At 35.7% G+C, this 19303-nt stretch carries 11 protein-coding genes; 1 reads left to right on the top strand and 10 read right to left on the bottom strand.

Annotation, left to right across the window (positions count from 1 at the left end):
* Nucleotides 1-33: 33 nt before the first annotated feature.
* The 10 genes from FF52_RS17480 to FF52_RS17435 all read right to left on the bottom strand — a co-directional run bounded on the left by FF52_RS17480 (nt 34) and on the right by FF52_RS17435 (nt 18104).
* Entirely contained in the window at nt 34-2445 is a 2412-nt protein-coding gene (locus FF52_RS17480; RefSeq protein WP_008467596.1) for a glycoside hydrolase family 2 protein, read from the bottom strand.
* 62 nt (nt 2446-2507) lie between these two features.
* A complete protein-coding gene (locus tag FF52_RS17475) occupies nt 2508-3680 on the bottom strand; it encodes a glycoside hydrolase family 88 protein (protein WP_008467593.1) in 1173 nt (390 codons plus the stop codon).
* 279 nt (nt 3681-3959) lie between these two features.
* Nucleotides 3960-5480, bottom strand: a complete 1521-nt coding sequence (locus tag FF52_RS17470) for a RagB/SusD family nutrient uptake outer membrane protein (protein ID WP_008467592.1) — start codon at nt 5478-5480, stop codon at nt 3960-3962.
* 12 nt (nt 5481-5492) lie between these two features.
* Nucleotides 5493-8495: a SusC/RagA family TonB-linked outer membrane protein gene (locus FF52_RS17465; RefSeq protein ID WP_008467590.1), complete on the bottom strand. Its 3003-nt coding sequence runs from the start codon at nt 8493-8495 to the stop codon at nt 5493-5495.
* A gap of 215 nt (nt 8496-8710) precedes the next feature.
* Entirely contained in the window at nt 8711-12802 is a 4092-nt protein-coding gene (locus FF52_RS17460; RefSeq protein ID WP_008467588.1) for a two-component regulator propeller domain-containing protein, read from the bottom strand.
* Between the two features lie 221 nt (nt 12803-13023).
* A complete protein-coding gene (locus tag FF52_RS17455; protein ID WP_008467587.1) occupies nt 13024-14652 on the bottom strand; it encodes a right-handed parallel beta-helix repeat-containing protein in 1629 nt (542 codons plus the stop codon).
* 163 nt (nt 14653-14815) lie between these two features.
* Nucleotides 14816-16000, bottom strand: coding sequence for a mannonate dehydratase (gene uxuA / locus FF52_RS17450; RefSeq protein ID WP_008467586.1), 1185 nt, complete (start codon nt 15998-16000; stop codon nt 14816-14818).
* Between the two features lie 30 nt (nt 16001-16030).
* On the bottom strand, nt 16031-16843 hold the full coding sequence (locus FF52_RS17445) for an SDR family oxidoreductase (RefSeq protein WP_008467585.1): 813 nt from the start codon (nt 16841-16843) through the stop codon (nt 16031-16033).
* A 146-nt stretch (nt 16844-16989) separates the two neighbouring features.
* Complete coding sequence (locus tag FF52_RS17440) at nt 16990-17652, bottom strand: bifunctional 4-hydroxy-2-oxoglutarate aldolase/2-dehydro-3-deoxy-phosphogluconate aldolase (RefSeq protein WP_008467584.1); 663 nt, start codon at nt 17650-17652, stop codon at nt 16990-16992.
* A 2-nt stretch (nt 17653-17654) separates the two neighbouring features.
* Complete coding sequence (locus tag FF52_RS17435; protein ID WP_008467583.1) at nt 17655-18104, bottom strand: YhcH/YjgK/YiaL family protein; 450 nt, start codon at nt 18102-18104, stop codon at nt 17655-17657.
* Nucleotides 18105-18225: 121 nt separating this feature from the next.
* Between FF52_RS17435 and FF52_RS17430 the strand changes: the two genes are divergently transcribed.
* Nucleotides 18226-19296 carry a LacI family DNA-binding transcriptional regulator gene (locus tag FF52_RS17430; RefSeq protein ID WP_316928762.1) on the top strand — a complete coding sequence of 357 codons (1071 nt, stop codon included), beginning with the start codon at nt 18226-18228 and terminating at the stop codon, nt 19294-19296.
* Nucleotides 19297-19303: the final 7 nt, after the last annotated feature.

Genomic DNA, 19303 nt, shown 5'->3' with positions numbered 1-19303 from the left:
GCGAACTTTTCCTTTGCGCTCTTTGCGGTTAAGTTAATTAATTGGAATCTTCAAATATTCTCCTTTAAAGCTCTGATTTAATGCCGTCATTTCAATCGGATTACCGGAACCATCGGGAATTACTTCGATAGAAGCTTTTCCGTTTGCCATTCTTATCGATTCGCTTCCAGTTGGTGTTCCTTGATTTTTTAGCGTTTTTCCGCCTTTTAAACATTGAAAATAAACACTCGCTTCATAATCCAGACAGCGTAAATTATTATTGTCAACTGCAATGGCGGTAACTAAATAATTGCCGTTTTTTAGTTTTTCTGATGATAATTGCAGCGAAATCGCCGTATCATTTTTATTGAAACGATAATTCACTTTCAATGTATCAGAAACCGTTTTTCCTTCTTTTGTTTTTCCGACGGCAACTAAAATATTTTCTCCTTTCGTAAAATTGACATCCCAAGTTAAACCATTTGCAGGATACAGAGCAAGATTTCGCTGTTTTTCTCCTAATGATTTTCCGTTATGGGAAAAAGTCACTTTCTCGCAGTTACTGAAAACGCTAATCGTTCTCGGTGTGTTTTCAGGACCTTGGCGCTCAGTCCAAGTATGCGATTCGATGTAAGCGAAAGGTGCTGTCGCCCAATAGCTTTTAAAAACATAATACGCATCTTTCGGAATTCCGTTTCGGTCTGTCAATCCTTTTTGGTTCATATACGGAATATCGTCTTCTGGTCTCAAAGGCGTTGCAAAATCCTTAAATGCCCATTGAATATTTCCCACAAACGTTGGGTCATTCTCGGATATATGCAAATGCCAGTCAAATAAATCAACGATATAGTTTTCGCTCCAATCGCCAATTTGTGCAATATTAGCTACTTTGGTCTGAACAATCGCTTCTTCCCAACCTTCGGCTTTTATTACATTTTCACCTGTAATTGGGTTTTCGCTATGACGTCCAACATGACTATCTCCGCCATATTCGGCATGAATAAAATGTTTGTATTCTTTCTTATAAACATCAATCGCTTTTTGGTAGCTTTTATAGCTTCCAGAATACCATCCAGACCAGATAGAAGGAGAGAATACATCTACAATATGCGAGCCTTCGTAATATTTTCTAATAGCCGTTTTGCGGGTTGGATCCAGTTTGTGAGCGATGTCGTTTAATTCCGTTAAAAATTCATTCGTTTTCTTATCATTGTCGCCATCAGGAAAATCAGGAAGCCAATTGATTTCATTTCCTAAAGACCAGATAATAATACTCGGATGATTATAGTTTTGATTGATGATTTCTGCCAGCATATTTTTGGTATTCGTTTTCCAAACTTCATTTCCAATTCCACCACGACACCACGGCAATTCATCCCACACCAAAAGTCCAAGTTCGTCACAGGCCTTATAAACTTCCGGATCTTGAGGATAATGTGCTAAACGAACAAAATTGGCTCCCATTTCTTTAATAGATTTCATATCTGCCCAGTGCTGTTCGTTGCTCATAGCGGCTCCAACACCAGCTTGTTCCTCATGTCGATGCGTTCCGCGAATCAATAAACGTTTTCCATTCAAATAAAAAGGGCCATGATCTTTAAATTCAAACCATCTGAAGCCAACTTTTTCTGAAATACTGTCTTTAATTTGATTTTTTTCTGATAAAACAGCAGAAAGTCTGTATAGATTTGGTTTTTCAGTATCCCAAAGTTCGGGGTTTTTGATGTTTTCAAAAGTGATTGTTGAAGTTCTATCTGTAACCAAAACGGTTTTGCTCGCTACTTTTTTCCCTTTCGGATTTTTAAGCGTTACAGTAAAAGATAAGTCCTTTGAATTGTCAGGATTTACAAAAGAAGAAACAACTTGTAGAGAAGCTTTTTTAGCAGAAACTTCAGGAGTTGTAATTTTTATATTTTCGATATGATTTTTGTATTTCGAAACTAGCCAGACGTCGCGCGTGATTCCTCCATAAATGAAGAAATCGCTTTTTTGAGACGGAATAATTTCGATATCATAACTATTATCCACACGAACAAAAATATCGTTGTTTCCTTCTTTTATGAAATTCGTAATATCAATAGAAAAACCAATATAACCGCCAATATGCGATCCCGCTTCTTTTCCATTGACATATACTTTTGTGGTTACATTCGAGCCTTCAAAGTATAAAGAGTAAACTCTGTTTTTATCGATTTGCGGAATATTTAATTTTTTTTGATACCAGCTTGCATCGCGTCGGTAACCTGGATTTAAGTCGGTTGCATCTTCGGCATTCCAAGTATGCGGTAAATTTAAAGAAGTCCAGTTGGAAGCTTTTTGTGCTTCGTTTAATTTTTGAGTATCATTTTCTAAATAAAGCCAATTGTCGTTAATGTTCATCTTTGTCTGAGCAAAACTGCTCAGACAAATCTGAAACAAAACAAAAAGTGCAAAAATTGAAAATGTATTAAAGTGTAATTTCTTCATAATAAGGCTTTTTTAGGTTCAAAGGCAGAGAACCTTTGCACCTTTGTAACTTTGTCCCTTTGTTACTTTCTTCTAAGAAGTGCTTCCAGAAAATAATAATCGGCGTAAATTATTGGTTCGTCAATTTCGTCATGTTTTGGCCAGTTTCCTGTACTGTGATCAAATAAGAAAGGTGCTTTGATTTTAGCATCTAAAATATATTTGTCCGTTTGTACTGAAGTCATCAGTTTATCGGCAAAAGCCAAATAACTGTCATTTTTTGTGTAACCATACAATTCGTATAGGGCAGATGCAATTACCATTGCTGCAGAAACATCTCTTGCCGAATTTGGAATGCTAGGATCTTTAAAATCCCAATACGGAATTCCGTCTTCTGGCAGATTTTTATTCGTCATAAAAAACTTCGCTGTTCCTTCGGCTTGCTTTAAGTATGCTGGATCTTTTGTATATCGATATGACATCGTGAATCCGTAAACTGCCCAAGCCTGACCGCGAGCCCAAACCGAATCATCATTGTATCCTTGAAGAGTCGTTTTCTTTCTAACTTCGCCAGTTGTTGGATTATAATCAATAACATGATAGCAGGAATTGTCTGCTCTAAATTGATTTTTTAAAGTGGTATTAGCATGTTGAATCGCAACGTCACGATATTTTGGATTTCCTGATATTTTGGATGCTTCAAAAAGCAATTCCAGATTCATCATATTATCTATGATAACTGGATAATCCCAAATTTCCTTGTTGAAATCCCAAGAACGAATCGCGCCCACTTTTGGATTGAATCTTTTGCATAAAGTTTCGGCGCCTTTTACAATTACCGCTTCGTATTCTTTTTTGTTTTCCACTTTCAGCGCTTCTCCAAAACTGCAAAACACTTTAAAACCTACGTCATGCGAATTGCTGTTGACACTTTCCTTTTTGCTGAAAGGAGTCCATTTTTGAGCCTGTTCTTTATATTTTGAATCGCCTGTCAATCGGTACAATTGCCACAGATTTCCAGCAAAAAAACCGCTTGTCCAGTCTCTTGAGGGCACTTTGCGAATTTCGAGAGTTTTGGTATTCATGCTTCTCGGCATTGACATGGAATCTACTGGATAATCCAAAAGCATTTTGTAACGCGTTTCGAGTAGATTATTTGCCTCTGTTGTGCTTTTTGTTTGAGGTTTAACCCCAGATTTGCACGCTGTTGCCAGCGATGCAAACCCAAGGATTAAAATGAAACTAATTTTATTCATATTACTAATTAATCTTTATTTTTAGTTTCTATACTAAAATGTTAGACGCGGATTGTACGGATTCATTATCGCGAAGATGTTGATCTAAACTTTTTCTCTCGCAGATTTTGCAGATTTGCAGATTTTTTTTGTCTCCTGCAGATTAAAAATGTTTTTAATTTAATCTGCTCAAACTGTTAAATCTGCGGAAACCAATTAATCGTAACTTAAAAAAATCCGTTTAAATCAGCTCCCGATAGCGAATCCGTTTCATCCGTGTTCAATACTAATTGTGCTAATTTAATAACCTGGATTATTTGGTTTTAGATTCGGATTAATAGCCAGTTCTGTTCCAGGCAACGGCCATAAATAATCTCTGTTTGGATCAAAATTGGCATGTGGTTCTAAACCATTTGGTCCAAATACTTCTGGTCCGATTTTAAGCCTTTTGATGTCGTACCATCTCACATATTCAAACGCCAATTCTAATCTTCTTTCGTCAATAACCATTTTTCTGAAATCGGTTTGAGAAAGTCCTGGAGTTACATTTGCCGGGAACGAAACCAGTTTTCCAGCTTTATTTCTCGCTCTTGCACGAACGCGATTCACGTAACCATCAGCTTCAGTTGTTCCCGGATTAATTTCGTTTAAAGCTTCAGCAGCAGTTAGTAAAACTTCTGCGAAACGCATTGTAATGTAATTGTGCTGAGAAGTTCTTCCATTCGCTCCAGCTTTCCCCGGAAAACGGAAATATTTAGCAATATGCGGACGTGGCGCTTTTTCATTGTCGCTTGAAGGATAAACCTGAAGCGATCCGCCTGGACCGGTTTTCTTTCTGATAATGGTATCAAAACTTACGGCTCTTCTATAATCTCTCTGATCCCAAGTATTGAATACTTTTAATGACGGAACAGCAACAGAAAACCCTTGTCCGTAACTATAACTGTCATCTTTTAACGATCCTGTAAAAAACGCGGTATAATCTTGACCGTAATTTCCAGAAGTCAAGTTGTTAAAGTCAATTGTAAATAAAGGTTCTTTTAAGGAAGCTGTTTTGGTAGCATTGAATAAATCCTGAAAATCAGCATCTAAACCTAAACCAAATTTTGCTTCGTTTGTAATAACAAATTTGGCTTCATCATACGCTTTTTGAAAATTTCCTAAAGTCAGGTAAACAGAAGCCAAATACCCTGCAGCAGTACCTTTTCCAGGAATAGCTTTTACTTTTGGTTTGTCATCTAGCCATTGTTTGGCAAATTCTAGATCGGCAATGATTTTTGGGTAAACGTCTGCTTCTTTTGTTTTGCTAAGGGAATTTACTTGATTCACATCATTTACAACAAAATCAACATAAGGAATATCTCCAAATAGGCGCACTAAATGATAGTAAGCAAAAGCTCTTGCAAAATACGCCTGAGCCACAATGGCATTTACTTTTGCTGGATCTCCGGGTGTTTTTTTAGCACCTTCAATGGCTTGATTTGCCGCGGTAATAATTACATACGATTGTGGCCAAAAGTTGGCTACAAGTGCATTGGTATCGTTCATCGACATGTCGTTTACGTCAATACGCGCAGCCTGAGTGGTTCTATCGCCGATGTCGGCCATATCATCACGAAGCATAAGGGCAATTGTAAATTCTCTTCCCCAATAATTGTTGTGGGCAATATTAGCGAAGGCTCCATTTACAGCAGCTTGCAAATCGTCTGTATTGTTGAAAAAGTTCTCTGGACGAATAATTCCTACTGGTTTCTCTTCCAGATCAGAACAGCTGAAAAACACCATTGTTCCGAAGCAAAGAAAAGCTATATATTTTTTCATAGTTGTATTAGATTAAAATTTTAAATTGAATCCTGCTGTAAACGTTCTTACGTTTGGATATCCTCCGTAATCCAATCCTAAATTGGTATTGCTTCTTGAATTCGTATCGTTTAAATAATTCGTTTCAGGATCTGTACCTGGATAATCTGTAATCGTCCAAAGGTTTTGCGCGCTGATGTAAAAACGAACTTTGCTTAGGCCTATTTTTGACACAATTTTTTCATCTAAGCTATATCCGATAGAGATGTTTTTTAGACGGATATAACTTCCATCATAAACAAATCTTGAAGTAATTCTTTTGGTCCTAGCCGCATTTGCAGGAACATTTGTATCCGTATTAGTCGGTGTCCAAGCATCTAAAACTTCAGTTGTAGCATTGTTGTTTCCAGAAGCCAATTCCATCAAGGTATAGTTTAGGATTTGATTTCCTTGCGAACCTTGAAAGAAAATATTCAGATCAAGATTTTTATAGGTGAAATCATTGTTAAATCCGAAGATGAAATCTGGATTTGGGTTTCCAATGATGGTCTTATCCTGAGAATCTAATTTTCCATCGCCATTGTAATCTCTGAATTTTTCTCCTCCTGGAGCCGTTTCAAAGTTTCCTGGCAATACCGTTTCTCCTTGCTGAATTACACCATCATAAATAAATCCGAAGAAAGAGCCAACCGGCTGTCCAACTCTTAAAATCTGTGACTCAGTCGCTAAGAAATGTCCAGGCGCAGAGTTGATTAAAAGATCTTTATTATCGGCTAATTTTAATACTTTGTTTTTGTTTGAAGAAATATTAAAGTTGGTTGACCAAGTAAAATCTGCACCAATGAAATTTCTCGTATTAATACCCAATTCCCATCCTTTATTTTCTAATTCACCCACGTTTTGAAGCTGAGAAGCAATTCCAGAAATTCCAGGAAGTGGTCTGTTGAACAATAAATCTTTGGTAATCGTTTTATAATAATCTGCCGTTATGCTGATTCTATTGTCAAACAAACCTAAATCAATTCCGTAATCTTGCTGATAAGACGTTTCCCATTTTAAATTCGGATTATCTAATGAAGTCAGCTGAACCGCATTGGTAATCACGTCACCGCTTACATAATAGATTTCAGAGAATCTAGAAAGAGTAGAGTAGGCACCAATTGAAGGATTTCCTGTTGCTCCGTAACTTGCTCTTAATTTTAAGTTTGAAACCGTTTTATTGTCTTTTAAGAAGTTTTCTTTGCTAATGTTCCATCCAATTGCTCCAGAAGGGAAAGTTCCGTATTTGTAGTTTTTACTAAAGCTAGAAGAACCGTCTCGTCTTGCTGTGAAGGTCAGTAAATATTTATCAGCATAATCAAAATTCAACCTTCCGAAAGCAGAGATTAATTCCGTTTCAGATAATCCAGAATCCGGTTTTAAGAAAACTGTTCCTGCTCCCAAATTTCTATACGAATTGGTATTCGTTAAAAAACCTCTTGAAGCAGCATACGAATTCTCGTTTTTGTTTTTTTGATATGAATATCCTCCCAAAACCGTCAGCATTCCTTTGTCGATAATTTCACGTTTGAAAGTCAAATAATTCTCTGTTAAGAAAGAAGAAAATCGTGTATTGTTTACAGAAGCTTCTCCTTTGATATTTTTTCCGGCAATTAATGTTGAAGGAATAAATCTCCCAGTTTGCGAATTACTATCGGTTAAACCTAAAGTGGTTTTAAAATCTAAATCTTTTGTAATTTGATATTGGGCAAAGAAATTGTTTCGGTTTGTAACAGAAACGGTTTCCAAGATATTCTCCATTGCTGTTGCGTAAGGATTGTCAATATCATCACCAATTGGAGCTGTTGTCGTGTAAGTTCCGTCAGCATTGTAAATTCCTTTATCAGGCATAAAACGATAAGCCGATGCGATAACACCCGCAGCTCCAGTTCCTCCAGCGCTAGTCTGGCTTACAATTCCTTCTTTGTTCTGTTTGCTTGTAAAAGTGTTTAAGCCCACTTTGAATTTTGGAGATAAATCAGCTTCAAGATTTCCTATGATTGTGTATTTGTCAATTCCTGAATTGATTACAACACCATTTTGATTGAAATACGTTCCAGAAACATAATATCTTATATTTTCAGATCCGCCAGAAAAAGACAATTGTGAGTTAGAAATCATTCCTTCACGATAAATTACATCTTGCCAATCTGTATTTGCTGGACCTTGCGTGTGCGTTGTAAAGCTTTTTCTGTACGCCGCAAATTGATCGGCATTCAATAAATGCAACTTGTTATTTACCGATTGCACAGAAGTCGAATTGCTAAACTCAATAACTGGTTTTCCTGGTTTTCCTTTTTTTGTCGTTACCATAATAACCCCGTTAGAACCTCTTGATCCGTAGATAGCAGTTGCAGATGCATCTTTTAAAACCTCAATAGAAGCAATGTCCTGCGGTGCTGGCATAGAAACGCCTGCAAAACCATCTACAACAATCAGAGCATCTCCACTTGCATTAATTGAAGTTCCTCCACGAACTCTGATTTTTACAGGAGCTCCAGGTTCACCACCGTTATTGGTCATTACCGAAACACCCGCAGCACGACCTTGTAAAGCCTGCTCAGCATTTAAAAGAGGAAAAGCAGTCAGTTCTTTTGCTGTAACAGAAGATACAGAACCTGTTATGTCGCTCTTTTTACGTGTTCCGTAACCTACTACGATAACTTCGTCTAGTGCCTTTGTATCTGGTTTTAAGCTTACATTGATTACGCTTTTGGTTCCAACTGGAACTTCAACCGTTTGAAATCCGACGAAATTGAAAACTAAGACAGCATTTTTCTCTCCTACAATCACAGTATAATTTCCGTCCATATCGGCAGAAGCGCCTACAGAAGAATTTTTGATGTAAACATTGGCACCAGGAAGTCCAAGTAAATCTTCACTAGAAGTTATTTTTCCAGTCACTTTTCGTTCTTGTGCGTGCATCACGATATTTATCAGTAAAAAAGATACCAGTAAACACCATTTAAACGATTTGTTTGTTTGGTTTGTAAACATTCATTTTTTGGTTTTAGAGTTAATAAGTTAGATTAAGTAGAAAAACAATAAACTCATTCCGATGACGAGAATGACAAATAAAATTTGAAGCACTAAGTAACTCGTTTTTTTGATTTTCATATCGCAAATGTAAAAGCCGAAAACGATATAGAAATACAAAAAAGGGTATCTAAAAATACAGATACCCTTTTTAAACCCTTTAAAACCGATGATTTTTAAAGTACAGCTGAAGATTTATAAAATTTGTCGGCGTATTGAGAAGGCGTTTCGCCGTACTTTTTCTGAAAGCATTTGCTAAAGTATTTCGGATTGTTGAAGCCTACTTTATAGCTGATTTCAGAAACGGTTAACTTGTTTTGCTCTAATAATTGAGCCGCACGTTTTAATCTTATTTCATGAATAAATTCATTTGGAGTGCAATTCGTCCATGCTTTGATTTTTAAAAATAGCATGGTTCGGCTTACGCCTAATTCTGAACAGAAAAACGGAATATCAAATTGTTCATTTGAAATGTTTTCTTCCACGATTTTGAAAGCTTTTTTCAATAGTTCTTCGTCCAATGATGAAACCGTTATTTCTGACGGAATAAAACTGTCCTCGCTTGAGAATTTGATTCTTAAACGTTCTGTGGTGTTCAACAGATTTTTAACACGAAGCTTAAACTCCATTAGATTGAATGGTTTACTGATGTAATCATCTGCACCGCTTTCTAATCCTTCAAATTTGTAAACCAAAGATGATCTCGAAGTCAGCAGAATAACAGGAATATGGCTGGTTTTGATGTTTTCCTTTATTTTAGAACACAATTCAGTCCCTACCATTTCTGGCATAATGACATCGCTGATAATCAGATTTGGAACAAATTTTAATGCTTTTTCCAGAGCAATTTTACCATTTTCAGCCTCAATAATATTGTAATCTTTTTTCAGAAGGTTTTTCATGAATTTTCTCAGAACCTTGTGATCTTCAACCAATAAAATCGTCTGTTTTTCTTCATTGACAATTAAATCTTCGATGTCTTCATGTTCGATGACTTCCGAAGGTTCCAATTGCGCTTGGTATTGCTCAATATCGTCACTAATTTTAAAATCAGGAATGATTTCACTGTCCAGAAGATGTTCGCGTCCCAGCGGTAAAGTCACTTTAAAAATTACGCCGCCACTTGGTTTATTGGTAACATCGATTTTTCCTTTATGCAGTTCTACAATGTTTTTTACGATTGAAAGTCCAATTCCAGTTCCTTTATTGTAGTTTTTCTGAACCTGATTGTGTGTTGGAACTTCAAAAAATAAATCAAAAATTTTATCAATATGTTCTTCTGATATTCCAACGCCAGAATCTTCAACTGCAATGAAAAGATTCTGCTGATCGTGATTGATTTTAATATTTATCGAACCGCCTTTTGGAGTATATCTAAAAGCATTCGAAATCAGATTGTAAAATACACGTTCGAGTTTATATCGGTCAAAATAAACCAGAATTTCTTCGTTTTCGGTTTCAAATGTATAATCGTAACCGCCGTCTTTCGCATATTCTCTAAAGGATAAAAAGATTTCTCTAGTAAATTTGACAATATTTCCGTTTGCCGATTCAAGCGTAACCTGATGATTTTCTAGTTTTCTGAAATCCATTAAACGGTTAATCAAACTCAGCAAATGATTGGCGCTGCTTTCAATCACCAGAAGCTTTTTGTACATTTCGTTAGTTCCATTATAATCAGAAAGAATTTGCTGTAATGGTCCTAAAATCAGAGTCAATGGCGTTCTGAATTCATGCGAAATATTGGTAAAGAAATCCAATTTCAGCTTGTTGTTTTCTTCAATTCGCTGTGTTTCCAAATATTCCAGTTCGAGTTTCTGTTTCAATCTTGCTTTCGATTTCATAATCCAAATCAAACCATATAGACCTAAACCAATTACAATTCCATACAACATAAATGCCCAAATGCTGCGCCAAGGAGCTGGATTTACAATAACTGTCAATGTTGTCGGATTCTGATTCCAAACGCCATCGTTATTGGCACCGCGCACTTCAAACGTATATGTTCCTGGATTTTGGATTGCAAAATTGGCTTCACTGTTTTTAGTTGTTGTCCAGTTGTTTTCTAAACCGGTTAAACGATAACTGTATTGATTGTTTTTAGATCGAATATAATTCGGAATCGCAAAACTGATCGAGAAATTGGCCTTGTCATAATCTAAAGTAATCGTTTTGGTAAAACCAATGCTTTGTTCTAAAATTCCATCTTTATCGTGCGCATGAACAATTTCGTTTTTAATCTTCAAATCAGTAATTAAAACCTGTGGAGCATATTTATTCAAGGAAATCTTTGTAGCATCAAAAAATGTTGCTCCAGACGGACTTCCAAAATAAAACTGATTGGAACTTAATTTTAAAGCCGAATTATCATTAAATTCATTACTCGCCAAACCGTCTTTCTGGTCGTAAATAACAACCGTTTTCTTAATTGTATTATATTTTATAATTCCTTGATTGGTGCTAATCCATAGGTTTTTATCATCATCTTCTAAAATAGAATGTATAGAAGTGATAACCGTATTTCCAAATCTCAAATTGATTCGGTTGAATTTTTTTCCATCAAAATAATGCAATCCTTTTGCTTTTGTCCCAACCCAAATTTTGTTTTGAGAATCTTGAAACAAAGTCAGAATATCATCGCCAGACACAGTCGAATGGTCGTAAAAGAAATGCTGAATCGTATATTTCTGCGGATTGAAATTTTTGAGCGGAATGCGGTTCAAACCATTTTGAGTTCCAACCCAAAGAAAATTTTGCTTATCGACTAAAATCGTGCGCAGGATATTATTGGTAAGGAAAACTGGTTTGGTGTTATCATTTCCAATAGCATCAAAGGTTTTGGTTATGGTGTTGTACCGAATTAAGCCTTTGCCGAAAGTTCCAATCCATAAAATTGAACCTTCAGTTTTAAGAGCATAAACACCGCTGTCTTTTAGTAATTCGCTTAAATCTGAAGAAATTCTGTTATCTTCAATTCTTTTAGAAATGGTATTGTAAGCTGATAAGCCTTTCGAAAAAGTTCCAATCCATAAAATATGATCATCAGAGAGGCACATCGCTTTGATATCATTTTTATTCGTTTGTCCAGTTTTGCTGTTGATGTAACTTACAGACTCAGTATTTCTATTGTAAATCGTAATTCCGCCTCCTTCAGTCCCAAAATAAATATTCTGGTTTTTGTCGGCAATTATCGAACTTACCACATCAAAACTCATCGGAATCTTTTTCGAATTCTGATTATAATTAGAGAAATTGACGTTTGAAACATCCCAAAGATTCACACCTTTGTAATAGCAGCCAATCCAGATTGAACCTTTTTTATCCATAAAAACAGACTTCACTTTGTCGATTCCGTTATTGTTATTGCTATTATTTATTTTCTGAAGGCTTTTATCTTTTCCAAGAATATAAATTCCGTCATAGGCGCCAACCCATAAAGAGCCTTGATTGTCAATTACTAAAGATCGAATATCGGTATTGATTTCGCGGTATTTTTCAGCTGGCAAAAAAGAAACAAAAGCTTTTTCTTTTGGATTGAATTTTAAAAGGCCTTTGTTTTTTGTTCCCACCCACAAACTGCCGTCTTGGTCTTCAATAACCGACTGAACGTTTAATAAATCTGTTGTGTTTAACGGATAATTTTTAAAGAATAATTTTCCGTTCATTCGATTTGTCAGCTTACATAACCCTTTTGTTGTTCCAATCCAGATTTGGTCTTCTTTGGTTTTTAAAATGCTGAGAATATTATTGCTAGGAAGAGTAGAAGCATCATCGTCTGAATGAAAAACAGAAGTAAATAATCCTGTTTTTTTATTGTAAATAGTTAATCCTTTTGAAGTTCCAAACCACATTTCGCCACCAATTTCTCTGATGCTCCAAACAGCGTTATTGCTTATCGTATGATTTGCTTTCGTATGAAGATATCTCGTAAAACGGTTCGAAACAGGATCATAACAGTTTAAACCATTGTAAGTTCCCACCCAGATTTTTCCTGCGTTGTCTTCTTCAATAGCTAAAATATCATTGTTGCTAATCGAATATTTATCTGTAGCATCATTCCTAAAAATCGTAAAACGGCTTCCATCATATTTATTCAGACCATCACGTGTACCAAACCACATTTGTCCAAACTTATCCTGATGAATGGCAATAACGGAACTCTGCGAAAGCCCGTCTGTCGTTGAAAAATTTTTAAGACGATATTTATTTTGGGAAAACATGTTTCCGAAAACAAATACAATTGCGAGAAAAGCTATTTTATATTTCATAGCGTTTGTATTTAATGTTTTTTGCCACAGATTTTACAGATTATAATGATTTTTTTCTGTGTGTTAAAAATTAGCCACAAATTCACGAATTATTTATAATCTAAATTTGAATAATTCGTGAGTTTTTAGCCATTTTAACACAAATAAAATCAAGTCAAAGGATTAGAGAAATTCGTGAATTCGTGGCTAAAAATCCTTATAATCTATGGCAGATATTTTGGCTATTTTAATCGTTTATTTAATTGATAATCATACAGTGAAGGAATCTTCTCAATCGGAATGTTCAAAAATTCTATATATGGATCAATGTCGTATTTGATTTCAAATTTCGTATTTCCGTGAACGCCAATGATTCTGGCTAAAGCGCCGTCTTTCATTCCGTACAATAAAACTGGTTTTGATGCATCAGGATTTTCAACCTGTACATTTAAATTCCAAAAAGTGCTGAAAGGCCCGTGAGAAGGTTTCCAATAATCAGCGCCGCCGCCTCCAAATAAAGCATAACTATTATTTTTATCGGCTTTTAGATGAACCGTGATATTGTCAAACAAATTTTGATGATTGGCTCCTGAATGCTGATCTAAAACAGGATCTGTAAATATTTCGCAGTTTTGATACACATTTTTAGTCGCAAAAGTGTTGAAACTTAAAGGATGAACCGCTGAATTGTAGATCTTTAGATTTTTAACCAAAACATTATGTACGCCGCCTAAACTTACTGTATAATGCGCCAAATGCGATCCATCTGTTGTAACATCTTGAATGGTTACGTTAGAAACTTCTTCGGCTAAAATTCCGCTGTCAGCATTGGTAATTTTAACATCTTTCACCCATGAATTGAATAATCGGGTTAAGAAAATCCCATTATTTCCGGGTTCTACATGATGCGCCACCCTCGGAATGTCAGGGAACGTAAAACGAAGCTGTTCAATTCCGACTTCATTTAAATGTTTCCATTCAACCAATTGTGCTTGATAACTCGGTTTTATCGAAATAGTTAAAGGTGTTTTTAAAGTGATTTTAGAACCAGAGATTTTAGCGATTTCAACCTGCTGCCTTACAATAGGAAGCTTTGGGAATTTCCAGTGATGCGAACCTGGCTTTACTTTAGCACCTTGATACAAATCTTTGATGATCTCGCCGTTTTCGCCATCCTTATTGAACAATTGCAATTCGACAACATCGCCAACTTTCAATCCTTTTACATCAGAAACAGTAACAATATGTTCGCCCATTTTTCCCGAACTGACTTTAGCCAACGGATTAGATTCTGGTTCGTATTTATCTAAATATGATTTTACACGCTCACCGGGAACCTGCGTCCATATAAAACCTCCAGACCACGCATATTGCGAAAAAGGAAGATCGATATTGTTTTCTGGCTCTCTCTGTCTTTTGTCAAATGTGGTCAAGTATTCGCGAAGTTCAGCCAAAACATCAGAATCTTTAAGATACATCATCGGTCTTGGACAATAGATTTCAGTTCCGTTTTCAGCAGAACCAGCGCCTCGAAGTACAAAATTGCTTCGTTCGATGTAGAGAATTTCACTTAAAATAATACGTCCTGCTGGCAATTGCATGATTACATTTCCCTCAATAGCATTGGCTGCTTTAAAGGCTTTTAAAAGTGATTTTGAATCGTCTAAATTGTCATTGGCTTTTACGCCAAAATCTGTTGCGTTAATGATCTTTCCATTAGTTTCAGGAATGGAACTTTCGCCAAAACGATATCCTGCGTAACTAAAATCAGGCAGATAATTGGTTTTTGAAGTAAGAATTTTGGGTATTTCCTGCGCCAGTAAAGTGTTTATAAAAAAGCCACAGGATAAAAGAATGGCTTGGCGAATCATGGTTTTGTGGTTTTTGTGGTTAGTTAGTTTTTTTGTTTTTGCCGCTAAGGCGCTAAGCCGCAAAGTTTTTTTATTAAGGCTCAACTTTGACAAAGTTATCATCAAGACTTACAATTCGTAAAACAAAAAACTTCGTGCCTTAGCGCCTTCGTGGCAAACAAAATTATAAAGATCGTTTAATCCCTATTTCAAGTCCGCGCAATTCTGCCAAGCCTCTTAAACGCCCAATCGCAGAATAACCCGGATTTGTTTTTTTCTTTAAATCATCCAGCATTTGGTGTCCGTGATCTGGACGCATTGGCAAAGTGCTGTTGTTTCTTTTCTCTACTTCCAAAATTGCTTTTACAACTTCGTACATGTCAACGTCGCCTTCTAGATGATTGGCTTCATAGAAACTCCCTTCTTCGTCGCGTTGTGTACTTCTTAAGTGAATAAAATTCATTTTATCGCCATGACGTCTTACCATTCCAGGCAAATCATTATCAGCGCGAACACCGTAAGAACCTGTACACATTGTAAATCCGTTTGATTTAGAAGGAGCAGCGTTCATTAATTCAATCAAATCTTCTTCCGTACTTACAACTCTTGGCAAGCCTAAGATTGGGTAAGGAGGGTCATCTGGGTGAATTGCCATCAATACGCCTTTACTTTCAGCAACGGGAATAATTTCTTTTAGAAAGTGAAACAGATTATTCTTTAAAGCCTGTCTATCAATATGATTGTAAGCACTTAAGGTTACCAAGAAATCTTCAACTGTATAAGCTTCTTCAGCTCCTGGAAGTCCCGCTAAAATGTTTTGCTGCAATTTTACTTTGTCTTCTGGAGTCATGGCTTCAAAATAGCTTTTTGCTTTTTGTTTCTGCTCTTCAGAATATTCGTTTTCTGCGCCTGGCCTTTTTAAAATAAACAATTCAAAAGCAGCAAAAGCATTGATATCAAAACGTAAAGCTTTTGAACCGTCTTCAACCGTATAAGAAAGATCTGTTCTTGACCAGTCTAAAACAGGCATAAAGTTGTAGCAAACGCATTTGATGCCGCATAAAGCTAAATTCCTGATGCTTTCTTTATAATTTTCAATGTATTGCAAATAATTTCCAGTCTGCTTTTTAATGTCTTCATGAACTGGAATACTTTCTACAACCGACCAAGTCAAACCAGAAGGGCCTTTTTTAGGGTCTCCATCTTCATGTTCGATTTCAACTTTTCGTTTAATAATTTCATCGACGCTCCAAACTTCTCCGTTTGGAATATGATGTAAAGCCGTTACAATTCCAGTTGCGCCAGTTTGTTTGATGTCTTGTAAAGAAACAGGGTCATTTGGTCCGAACCATCTTAATGTTTGTTCCATTTTGTATTATGTTGTTTTGTGAGTTAGTTTTTAAATGCTCGTTGCGGCAAATCCGCCATCAACTTTTAAGATAGTTCCCGTTACGAATTTAGACATGTCACTGCATAAAAATAAAAGAGCACCGTCAATATCTTCTGGAGTTCCAAATCTTCCCATTGGCGTATGATCGATGATTTTTTCGCCTCTTGGCGTTAGTTTTCCTTCTGGAGTTAACAATAAAGCGCGATTTTGTTCGCCAATAAAAAAACCTGGAGAAATAGCATTTACACGAAGTCCTTCACCATATTTTTGAGCCAATTCGACCGCCATCCATTGTGTGAAATTGTCGATTGCTGCTTTTGAAGCAGAATAACCCACAACTCTTGTTAAAGGTCTTTGCGCTGAAGCAGATGAAATGTTGATGATATTTCCTGATTTCTGTTTAGCGAAAAGCTCAGCAAAGACCTGAGTTGGAAGCATAGTTCCAATAATATTCAAATCTATAACTTTTTGTAAATCATCGCTTTTCATATCATAAATTGCTTGATCTGGCTGAATTGTTGCGCCCGGCATATTACCTCCAGCTGCATTGATTAAAATATCTAAGCGGTTGTATTTTTCAACAATTAAGTCTTTTACTTTTTCTAGTTCTTCTTTGTTTAAAACATTTGCTTGAACAGCAAATGCTTGTCCGCCGTTCGCTTCGATTGCTTTTACTGTGTTTTCAGCTTTTTCTAATGATTGCGAAACGATTCCGACAACAACGCCTTGCTGCGCCAAAACATTTGCAAATCGGCTTCCTAAAACACCAGCGCCGCCTGTTATTAATGCAATTTTTCCTTTTAAATTAAATATTGAATCCATTTTAATTTTTAATTTTCAATACTTTAAATCCTAAATTCCATTTTGGAAATAAAGTACATTTTGTATAATTAGTTTTTACTTTTTTGATTTAGTTAGTCTCTCAGTTCAAACTGGGTTTTTGGAATTTGGATTTTCAAATTTGGAATTTATTTTCTGATAGTTTCAATCAGTTCTAAAACCCTCTTAGTTTCTTTTTCGATGGTTTCGTAAGCGCTGTATTCCATTACTTCTTTACTAATTAATTTGCTTCCCATTCCGACAGCAGAAACGCCAGCGTTAAACCAAGTTTCAATGCTTTGTCTCGTAGTGTCAACACCGCCTGTTGGCATAAAGATTAAATTTGGAAAAACATCTTTTATGGCACTCATAAAATCTGATCCTAAAATATTTCCAGGGAAAAGTTTGATGAACTTTACTCCAGCATTTTCAGCAGCAATAATTTCAGTTGGTGTCATACAGCCTGGGGCGTATAGAACTTCTTTGGCCACTAAAAACGAAGCTATTTCAGGTACAAATCCAGGACTTATAAAAAAATCAGCACCAGTTAAATAATACGTTTCTGCTTGCGCTAAATTTTTGATGGTGCCAATTCCTAAAAGCATTTCAGGCATTTCAGCATTTCTTACTTCGATCATTTTTTTGAAGTTTGAAAGTGCTTCAGAGCCACGGCTTGTATATTCGACAGCTCTGATTCCTGCATTGTACAGTGTTTTTAAAATGGCAATGCTTTTGCTTTCGTCAGCATTAAAATAGAGCGGCAGCATTCCCTGTTTTAAAATGACATCTATAGAGTTCTGAATACTGCTCATAATTATATTTTTACCTTAATAACAATTTTTTTCAGTGGACCGCTTCCAATCATAGCCGAATGAACGTCTTCTGGAAACAGGATTGTAAATTGTTTTTCTTTTATTTCAAAAAACATATCTGGTTTATCATGAAAGAAACGAACATCTCTTTCGTCATTATAATCTCCATTGGGACTAATGCATTTTTCTCTAGGTTTCCATGCAAAGGTTTCTGGACCAATAATAGAAATCTGAATATCGATGTTTTTATCATGACATTCAAAACCTTTAATGCTTTCTTCCCTCGTGCTTCCTTCGCCAACAATTACGATAAGTTTTAAACCTTCGCCAATTTCATAAGTGCCTTCTTCAAGATTGGCAATATCATTTTGGTTTACATAATCAAAAGCTTTTTTGAAATTGGGGTGCAGACCGTAGTATTTTGCTGCATTATGTAATGAGTCTATTATCATTTTGTACGGTTTTTATTTTGGTTTTTTGATGTTATGTGTATATTTGCGTGTGCGTACACGGTATTTTACAAATGTATGCAAAATGTGATGTAAAACAACTTATTTTTGATAAAATAAATTAATTTTACTCTACTACTTTTATATTTTTAACTTAAAAAGAATCAATATCATAACAATTAAAAAAATTGCCGAATTAGCTAATGTCTCTGCTGGAACAGTGGATAGGATTATACACAAACGAGGACAAGTGGCTCAGGAAACCGTTGACAAAGTCAATGCGATTATTGAAGAATTTGGCTATACGCGAAATATTTTGGCAAGTAATCTAGCGCTGAATAAGAAATTTCATTTTGCAGTTTTCCTTCCAAAATCTGAAACATTAGAATATTGGAAAAGTCAGGCAGAAGGTATTGAAAAAGCAGCTTTGGAGTTTAGCAAATTTGGAATCGTATTGGACTACTTTTTTTACGATTACAATCTGGCATCTTTTAAGGAAACGGCTCAGGAAATAATGAAGTTTGATTGTGATGGTTTGCTATTTGCTCCAATTTTTTATGAGGATTCGGTTCGATTTTTAAAAGAATATGAAAAGAAAAATATTCCGGTTGTGATGATCGATTCGAATATTTCTGAAGAAAGTGAACATGCTTATGTGGGTCAGGACGCTTTTCAGAGTGGCTATTTAGCTGGAAGATTAATCAGTTTTGCTGTGAAAAATGAAAGACAAGTTCTGATTTTTAAAATTACCCGCGAGATTGAAAGCACTTCGGTTTATCAGCAGCGCATCAAAGGATTTTACTCTTATTTTGAAGATCATAACGAATTGACTCATTTTAAATTCTCAGAAGTAACTTTGAAAGATTCAGGAATTGATCAGCTGAGTTTGGAAATGTTTTCTGGAGTAAACAGTGTTTTTGTGCCCAATTCAAGAGCTTATATTGTGGCTCAGTTTTTAGAAAAAAACAATATAAAAGGTGTTCGAATAATTGGTTTTGATTTGCTAAAAGAGAATATCGAATATTTAAATAAAGGTGTAATTGATTTTTTAATCAATCAAAGGCCAGAAGAACAGGGGTATTTGGGAATCAATTATTTGTATAAAAAAATGGTTCTTCAGGAAGAAACAGAACGAACACATTATATTCCGCTGGAGATTATTTTGAAGGAGAATTATTTTCCTGTAAAGCGATAGTTGTTTG

This window comes from Flavobacterium sp. F52 (assembly GCF_000278705.1).
Classification (GTDB): Bacteria; Bacteroidota; Bacteroidia; order Flavobacteriales; family Flavobacteriaceae; genus Flavobacterium; species Flavobacterium anhuiense.
This window is presented reverse-complemented; position numbering and strand designations above follow the sequence as displayed.

Bases quoted from the DNA above. Each gene is read 5' to 3' on its own strand.
- FF52_RS17480 (WP_008467596.1), bottom strand. From the start codon at position 2,445: ATGAAGAAATTACACTTTAATACATTTTCAATTTTTGCACTTTTTGTT.
- FF52_RS17475 (WP_008467593.1), bottom strand. From the start codon at position 3,680: ATGAATAAAATTAGTTTCATTTTAATCCTTGGGTTTGCATCGCTGGCA.
- FF52_RS17470 (WP_008467592.1), bottom strand. From the start codon at position 5,480: ATGAAAAAATATATAGCTTTTCTTTGCTTCGGAACAATGGTGTTTTTC.
- FF52_RS17465 (WP_008467590.1), bottom strand. From the start codon at position 8,495: ATGTTTACAAACCAAACAAACAAATCGTTTAAATGGTGTTTACTGGTA.
- FF52_RS17460 (WP_008467588.1), bottom strand. From the start codon at position 12,802: ATGAAATATAAAATAGCTTTTCTCGCAATTGTATTTGTTTTCGGAAAC.
- FF52_RS17455 (WP_008467587.1), bottom strand. From the start codon at position 14,652: ATGATTCGCCAAGCCATTCTTTTATCCTGTGGCTTTTTTATAAACACT.
- uxuA (WP_008467586.1), bottom strand. From the start codon at position 16,000: ATGGAACAAACATTAAGATGGTTCGGACCAAATGACCCTGTTTCTTTA.
- FF52_RS17445 (WP_008467585.1), bottom strand. From the start codon at position 16,843: ATGGATTCAATATTTAATTTAAAAGGAAAAATTGCATTAATAACAGGC.
- FF52_RS17440 (WP_008467584.1), bottom strand. From the start codon at position 17,652: ATGAGCAGTATTCAGAACTCTATAGATGTCATTTTAAAACAGGGAATG.
- FF52_RS17435 (WP_008467583.1), bottom strand. From the start codon at position 18,104: ATGATAATAGACTCATTACATAATGCAGCAAAATACTACGGTCTGCAC.